The sequence below is a fragment of the Streptomyces sp. sk2.1 genome (assembly GCF_008120935.1).
In the GTDB taxonomy this organism is placed as follows: domain Bacteria; phylum Actinomycetota; class Actinomycetes; order Streptomycetales; family Streptomycetaceae; genus Streptomyces.
Genome location: NZ_RDBO01000245.1, coordinates 1 through 6,479, shown reverse-complemented (window position 1 = coordinate 6,479; position 6,479 = coordinate 1). Strand labels below are relative to the sequence as shown.

6 protein-coding genes and 1 pseudogene are annotated in these 6,479 nt (G+C 71.8%); 5 read left to right on the top strand and 2 right to left on the bottom strand.

Annotated features, from left to right (window positions below):
* Positions 1-233: pseudogene (locus EAO76_RS47425) on the bottom strand (hypothetical protein); the annotation flags it as partial.
* A 19-nt stretch (positions 234-252) separates the two neighbouring features.
* Here EAO76_RS47425 and EAO76_RS43210 point away from each other — a divergent pair.
* Both EAO76_RS43210 and EAO76_RS43205 read left to right on the top strand, forming a co-directional pair.
* Positions 253-408, top strand: a complete 156-nt coding sequence (locus EAO76_RS43210; protein WP_187439061.1) for a hypothetical protein — start codon at positions 253-255, stop codon at positions 406-408.
* A gap of 87 nt (positions 409-495) precedes the next feature.
* Positions 496-711, top strand: coding sequence for a hypothetical protein (locus tag EAO76_RS43205; RefSeq protein ID WP_148841673.1), 216 nt, complete (start codon positions 496-498; stop codon positions 709-711).
* Between the two features lie 208 nt (positions 712-919).
* Here the strand turns inward: EAO76_RS43205 and EAO76_RS43200 are convergent, their stop codons facing one another.
* Positions 920-1,819, bottom strand: a complete 900-nt coding sequence (locus tag EAO76_RS43200) for a DUF11 domain-containing protein (protein WP_148841672.1) — start codon at positions 1,817-1,819, stop codon at positions 920-922.
* A 576-nt stretch (positions 1,820-2,395) separates the two neighbouring features.
* On the opposite strand from EAO76_RS43200, the gene EAO76_RS43195 reads away from it, so the two are divergent.
* The 3 genes from EAO76_RS43195 to EAO76_RS43185 all read left to right on the top strand — a co-directional run bounded on the left by EAO76_RS43195 (position 2,396) and on the right by EAO76_RS43185 (position 6,200).
* Complete coding sequence (locus EAO76_RS43195; protein WP_148841671.1) at positions 2,396-2,635, top strand: hypothetical protein; 240 nt, start codon at positions 2,396-2,398, stop codon at positions 2,633-2,635.
* A gap of 1,190 nt (positions 2,636-3,825) precedes the next feature.
* Complete coding sequence (locus EAO76_RS43190; protein WP_148841670.1) at positions 3,826-5,529, top strand: histidine kinase; 1,704 nt, start codon at positions 3,826-3,828, stop codon at positions 5,527-5,529.
* A complete protein-coding gene (locus EAO76_RS43185; protein ID WP_148841669.1) occupies positions 5,526-6,200 on the top strand; it encodes a response regulator transcription factor in 675 nt (224 codons plus the stop codon). Before EAO76_RS43190 ends, EAO76_RS43185 begins: the two co-directional genes overlap by 4 nt.
* The last annotated feature ends 279 nt before the right edge of the window (positions 6,201-6,479 follow it).

The following is a 6,479-nucleotide window of genomic DNA, read 5'->3' as shown; positions in this document are numbered from 1 at the left end:
ACGGTGTCCGCGCAGCCCTTGGCAAGGCCCTCCAGGGCGGCACGCTCCTTGTCGTCCGCGGTCAGTTTCCAGCGGAGTTCGGTGGCCACCCAGTCGGCGCCGTAGGTGCACTGCGCGAGGGCGAGGAGGGCGACGGAGTCGCCGGGGGCGAGCGCGGCGAGGATCCCGGCTGCCGGCAGGACGACTCCGGAGGCGCCGGCGATCTTCATGCGGCCGTAGCGGTCGACGAGCAAGGATCCGAGCGAGTGGCTTTTGCCGGCTGCGTCCGCGCAGTGCACCTACGGCGCCGACTGGGTGGCCACCGAACTCCGCTGGAAACTGACCGCGGACGACAAGGAGCGTGCCGCCCTGGAGGGCCTTGCCAAGGGCTGCGCGGACACCGTCGTGAAGTACGAAGTCGCACCGTAGGGATTCCCGGGCCACCTCCGCCCCGCGCCCTGGGGCTGTGCCGCCGGTGGGGCCGGGTGTCGGCGGCGGTTGCAGTGGTGGATCCGAGTGGCGGGGTGGATCGAGGTGCGGTTCGGCACCTCGCGGGCCGGAGCCGCCTTCGCCCCGCTCCACCGCACTACCGATGCCGACGCCCACCCCGAGATCGACCGGGAGGAGCTCCGCCAGGTCGAGGAGGGCCGACGCTCCCCGCCCGTCACCCTGCGCCCGAAGCCGAAGCCGAAGCCGAAGCCGAAGCCGAAGCCGGAGACGGCGCCGGCGTAGGGGTCGGACAGGGGAAGGGGGTGCCGCCCGGGGCTTCCCGGGCGGCACCCCCTTGTTGTGGCGGGCGGGCTGGGTGGCCGAGGAATCTGCGGCTACCGAGTGCCTCGCCTCCCACGTCGCCGGTCTCGGCATCCGTACTGAAGTCGGCCGTCGTATCTCAGGCTTCAGTCGTGCCGGGCGGGGCCAGATGGCGGGTCAAAGCGTCCTCTCAGGCACAACTGGCCAGGACGATGGAGAGGACGGTGCAGGTGGTGCCGTCCTTGTCGTTGACCGTGTTCGGATCGCTCGGGGATGACGCGGTGCGGGCGGCGGTGACGTGGACGGAGCCGATGTCGAGGATCCCGATGGGGAGACGGAACGTGGAGACGGCGTCGGCGCCGTCGGCGATGTTCTCGTAGGTGCAGGTGATCGTGCCGGGTGTGGAGGTGCAGCTGGTGGACAGGTCCGTGACCGTCTTCCCCGCCGGGAGCGTCACGGTCACCACGGCCGTGGTGGCGGTGTCGGGGCCGTTGTTGCGGGTGCTGAGGGTGTAGGAGAGGTAGGGCACCAGAATTCCGAGATGCGGCTGCGCGCTCAGGCGTACGTCCAGGTCCGCCTCGGCCGGCGTGTTGGTGACCGTGATGACGGGGCCGTCCGCGGTGGCTTCGCCCCCGTTGGCGTAGAGCTGGTAGCGCAGGACGAACGTTCCCGCCGGGGTCTCCGGGTCGACGCGCAGCGTGATCGAGCCGCTGAACGCCTGCCCACCGTCCAGATCACCGAGCGGGACCCGTGGGCCGAACCCCTCCACCTCGACGCAGGGGCCCGTGTTGCCGGTGCACGACTCGATGGTGGTGAACGTGTCGAGGGAACCGAGGCTGGTGGAGCCGGCGTAGAAGTTCTCACCGGCGCCGGACCTGGGGGTGTCCGCGGTGCCGTTGAAGTCGATGGTGAGGGTCTCACCGGCGGCCACGGTGGTGGACGAGACGCTGATGTGGGAGACCGCGTACGCGGGAGCGACCGCGAACTGCATGCCTGCCACGGCGAGCAGGAACGCCACGCACAGGGCCCATACGCGGGCCGGTCTGCGTGAACGCAGGGACTGGTTCGGAGAGGAAGCCGATCGTTTCATCAGCGGTACTCCTTTTCGGAAGGTCTGTGATGAGCGGTATCGGGGGGCAGTCAGGACGGTCGAGACGACCACGCGGGCCTGCCGACCGGGACACGGATGACGGCCCGGAGAACCCGACCCCCACCAGGCGCCCCGCGTCCCGCCTCCTGGCAGCCGCAACGTGCGCAGAGGGATCAACGACGTTGTGATGTCCGACCGGCCATCCGAGATCCACCCCGCACCCCCGTTGCCCCTGCCACCCCTGTTGCTGTGCCCAACGACCGACTCGGCGCACAGGGCACGATCCGACCAGGTTCACGTGATCGGCGAGCCGAGGCGAAGTACGGCACCTCGCAGGCCGGAACGGCCCTCGCCCCGCTCCACCCGCACCGCCGACATCGACGACCGCCCCGGAGCCTGCCCGGAGGAGACCAGTCCGGGTCACCTGCGAAAGCAGGAGAACCAGCCAAGCTCTCCTCGCGGGGCAGCCCGCCCAGCACTGAGAGAACCCGCCCCCGCCCCTCCGCTCCGGCCCCGGACGGCCGGTACCACCGCAAAAGCACGACCACCTCACCCGGCCTGGCAGACGATGGCCGCATGACACAGACCACCACGACCACGGGCCGCGACGTCCATGCCGTCATCGAGGCGAGCAACTACGTACGCCACGGCGGCGTGACGCCTCGCGGTGGGTCCTACCCCTCCTGCATCTGTTCCAAGGCGCCGTGCGGCGGCGTCGCCTCCGGCACCGAGCACGCCGACTGCCCTGAGCACGCCCTGAATTCCACGCAGGTGCTGCACTGGGCGGCCGAGTGCCCCGGACCGGCGGGGAACTGACCCAACACCGGGCCGGACAGGACGTTCCTGCCCGGCCCGCCGCCCCGTTCGGTCACTCGTTTGCTGCCCCGTCACGAAGCCGGACAGCGCGCCCGGACCCTCACGCGGCGCCCTGCACCCGGGCCACCAGCTCAGCCAGCCGGACCCGCCCACCCCTTCCGCGCGTTCCCCGGTCCACCAGCGCATGCCGAGCCGGTCGAGGCCCGCGCGGCGCTGTTCGGTGAGCCTGTCGCCGGGCCGCCGGGCGTTGTCGGGCCACGTACCGAGCCGCACCACCACAACCTCGTCAGCACCTCCCTGAGGGGCCGATGCACCGGATTCGACCACCAGGCGCTCGACGCGCTTCCGGGGCCGCGGGGGAGATGTTCGCGGCGCCGGTCCGCGACGTGGCCGACCCGCACGTGGCGCAGCGGTGGGCCGCCGTCAGTGGCTGGTCGCGCCGGGTGCCGTTGCCGAACGACGGGTCGGTGCGGTGAACCGGGTGATGTCAGCGGGGCTCGGCCGGCATGGTGGCCAGCTTGACCCACTGCTCCGGCAGGGTGGCGGCTGCGCCGCTGTCCACCGCGGCGCGTGCCCGGTCCAGACAGTCGGCGAAGGCGTCCTCGAATTCCGGGCCGACTCCGGTGTACGGAGCGCCAGCGCTCCTGGCACCCGCTCGCCCCGTCGGTACACCGACGCCCCACAGCTCAGCGACGCCGACCGCGTTGTCGTGCTGCGGGCGGCCCTTCAGAGGTGATGCCTGTACTGAGCTTCTACGCCGGGTGGCCAGTGATCGACGACCTGAAGCAAACGGCCCTGCTGCTCGCGACGGCCGACGACGTGAAGGACGTCCTGGCGCGGACCGACCCTCCTGCGGAGTCTCACCCAGGTGGTGCTCGCCTTGAAGGACAAGCTGGTGCGCGACAGTCCCTCGTGCTGCTCGCGTGCGCCTGCAAGGAGCTGCGGCTGCCGTGGTGCCGGACGGCGAGGGCCGGTACGGGCGCCGGCCCTTGGTCATCACGACGGCATGCTGCACACCGTGCTCCGCCGTTGCACGGGCGGCGAGTCCGTCAAGCGGATCCAGCCCGGCCACTGGACCCGGCGGGTCGCCCGTCGGAGGGGCCGCGGGCCGGTGGGGTCTGTCTTTCGGTAGAGGGAGAATCATTCCGCAGGTTCATGCCCATGTCCCGGGGTGTGTCGATACTGGGGTCATGTCCCTGCTCAGCCGCGTCTTGCACGTCGTTCCGCGCGGCGCCTCAGCCCGTCTGCCCGGATGGGCCGGTGTGGGCTTGGAGGGGATCGCCGCCGCGGCCGTGACCGGTCTGCTCTGCCTTGCCGCCGGAGTCCAGTGGCAGCTCCCTCACCCGGGTGTCCAGGCGGTGGCAGTTCCCGTCGCCGCTGTGCTCTATCCGCTGCGCCGCCGCCACCCCGTGGTCGTCCTCGTGGCGTTGACCGTGTCCGTGGGCCTGCTGCCGTTCCTGGGACCGGTCACCGCCGCAGCCCTCTGCACCGTTTCCCGGCTGCTGTCCTCCGGCAGGCGCCGCGCCTGGTTGTGGGCCCTGGCCACGGTGGCGCCGGTCGTGACGGCGACGGTGTCCTCGATCGCCTCGTGGACGGGCCCGGCCCGTGCGACCTACGCGTTCGCCCTGGGCTTGGTCCTGTCGGTGGCCGCGGTGGTGGTGCCGGGTCTGGTGGGCACGGTCTTCGGCCAGGCGGACCGGTTGCTGGAGGCCCTGCGGGCCCGCGCGGATGCCGCCGAACGAGCCCGGGCCTCGGCCGACAGCGAGGCCCGGACCCAGGAACGTTCCCGGATCGCCGCCGAGATGCACGATCTGGTCGGCCACCGGCTCAGCCTGGCCTCCCTGCACGTGGGCGGCCTGGAACTCGCGCTGTCCAAGGCCGCGCCCGCTCTGCGCCCGGACGCCACCACTGTGCGGAGCACCATCAAGGACGCGCTGCGCGAGCTTCGGCAGGCACTGGGCGTCCTCGACCCGCTGGGAGTGAACACGCAGGCCGAGGCCGCGTTGACCGAGGAGATCGGCACCCGGGCCGACATCGGGGAACTGGTCGCCCAGTCCCACGCGGGTGGGGTCGATGTCGCCCTGAAGTGGACGGGGCCGGATCTGACGGACGTGCCGGTGCCGGTTCGACGGGCGGTGCACCGTGTGGTGCGCGAGTCCCTGACCAACGTGCACCGCTACGCGGCCGGCGCCGGGGTCACCGTCGAGGTCTGCCGTGACGAGGACACCGTGAGGGTCGCCGTCCACAACACAGCGTTGTCGCCGGGGGCGATCACCGAGGGGGTGGGCACCGGACGGGGCCTGCCCGCACTGCGCGAACGCGTCGGGCTGCTGAACGGCTCCTTCACCGCCGGGCCGTCGGCCGACGGCGGATTCCGCCTCGCCGCGGATCTTCCGCTGCGACCCGTCCTCTCACCGGCCACGACCCGATCCGGTGCCTCCCCATGGGCCGGGGCCCATCCGGCGTGTTCCTCGTGCGGCCCGGTCCCGGGACCGGCCGAGCCCCGCCGTACTCGGGCGATCCGCGTCCTCGTGCTCGGCGGGGGACTTGCCGCGGTGACGGCGCTGATCCTTGCGGGGATCGGGTTCTCCTACTCCCCGAAAGGCCCACAGGCCCCTCCGGAGCAGCCCAGGATCGGCATGCCGCTGGAGAAGTTCCACGCCACGGGGCCCAGAGACTCCCCAGGTGCGCGTGCCGCCGCGGCGGGCCGGGAACCCGCCCGCCCCGCCGCAGTGGCCGGCTGCCTCTACACCTTCGGCCCACGCCCCGACGACCGGCCGACCGACACCCTCCCGCTGGTCCGCTACTGCTTCGACGCCCATCAGCGGTTGACCGCCATCGACCCCTTCACCGTCCCCACGGTGCGCGAGCCCGTTCCCTGGGAGAGCCCATGACCACCCCGACCGTCCCGATCCGTGTCCTGCTCGCCGACGACGAGACGATGATCCGGGCCGCCGTGCGGATGATCCTCTCCCACGCCGACGGCATCGAGGTCGTGGGCGACGCCGCCGACGGCCGCCAGGCCGTGGCGGAGGCGGCCTCCCACCGCCCCGATGTCGTCCTCCTCGACATCTACATGCCCGTTCACGGCGGGCTCGCCGCCGTCGCCCCGTTGCTGGCCCTGGCCCCGGCACCACGGGTGCTGATGCTGACCACCTTCGGCACCGACGACAACGTGCTGACCGCGCTGCGCGACGGCGCGGCCGGGTTCCTCCTCAAGGACGAGGGGCCCGAGGAACTGATCCGAGCGGTCCGCGCGGCGGCGGCCGGGGACTCCGTACTGTCCCCGCAGGTCACCGGCACCGTCGTCGCCCGTATGCTGAGCGGTGCGCACCAGGAGGCGGCTCCCGGCCCCACCGACGAACGCATTACTCGCCTGACCGGCCGGGAACGCGAAGTCCTGAAACTCATCGGCGAGGGCTTGTCGAACCAGGAGATCGCCGGCCGGCTCCACATCACCATCGGCACCGTCAAAACCCACGTGGTCGCCATCTTCGCCAAGACCGGCACCACCAGCCGCGTCCAGGCGGCCGTTTTCGCTCACCGCACCGGTCTCGTCCACTGATCCGGCTTTCGCACTGCCCTCGGGCGCTTTCCGAGTCATCCGCCCCTTCCCGGACGCTCCGGCGCGCCGGGAGGGGTTCCATCCTTCGACAGAGACGCCAGTCGTCCTGAAGAGGGAAACGGATCACCACTCCCCTTGATCGCCTCTGTCCGGCGACAGAGGGAAAGCCACCGCCTGAGGACGATGTTTTCGCAGGTCAGAGAGGGCGACGATGGTAAGCGTCCCCGGCCGGTGCCCCGAATGCCAAGCGATCTCCCCCGATGGGGGAGGCCCCGAGCC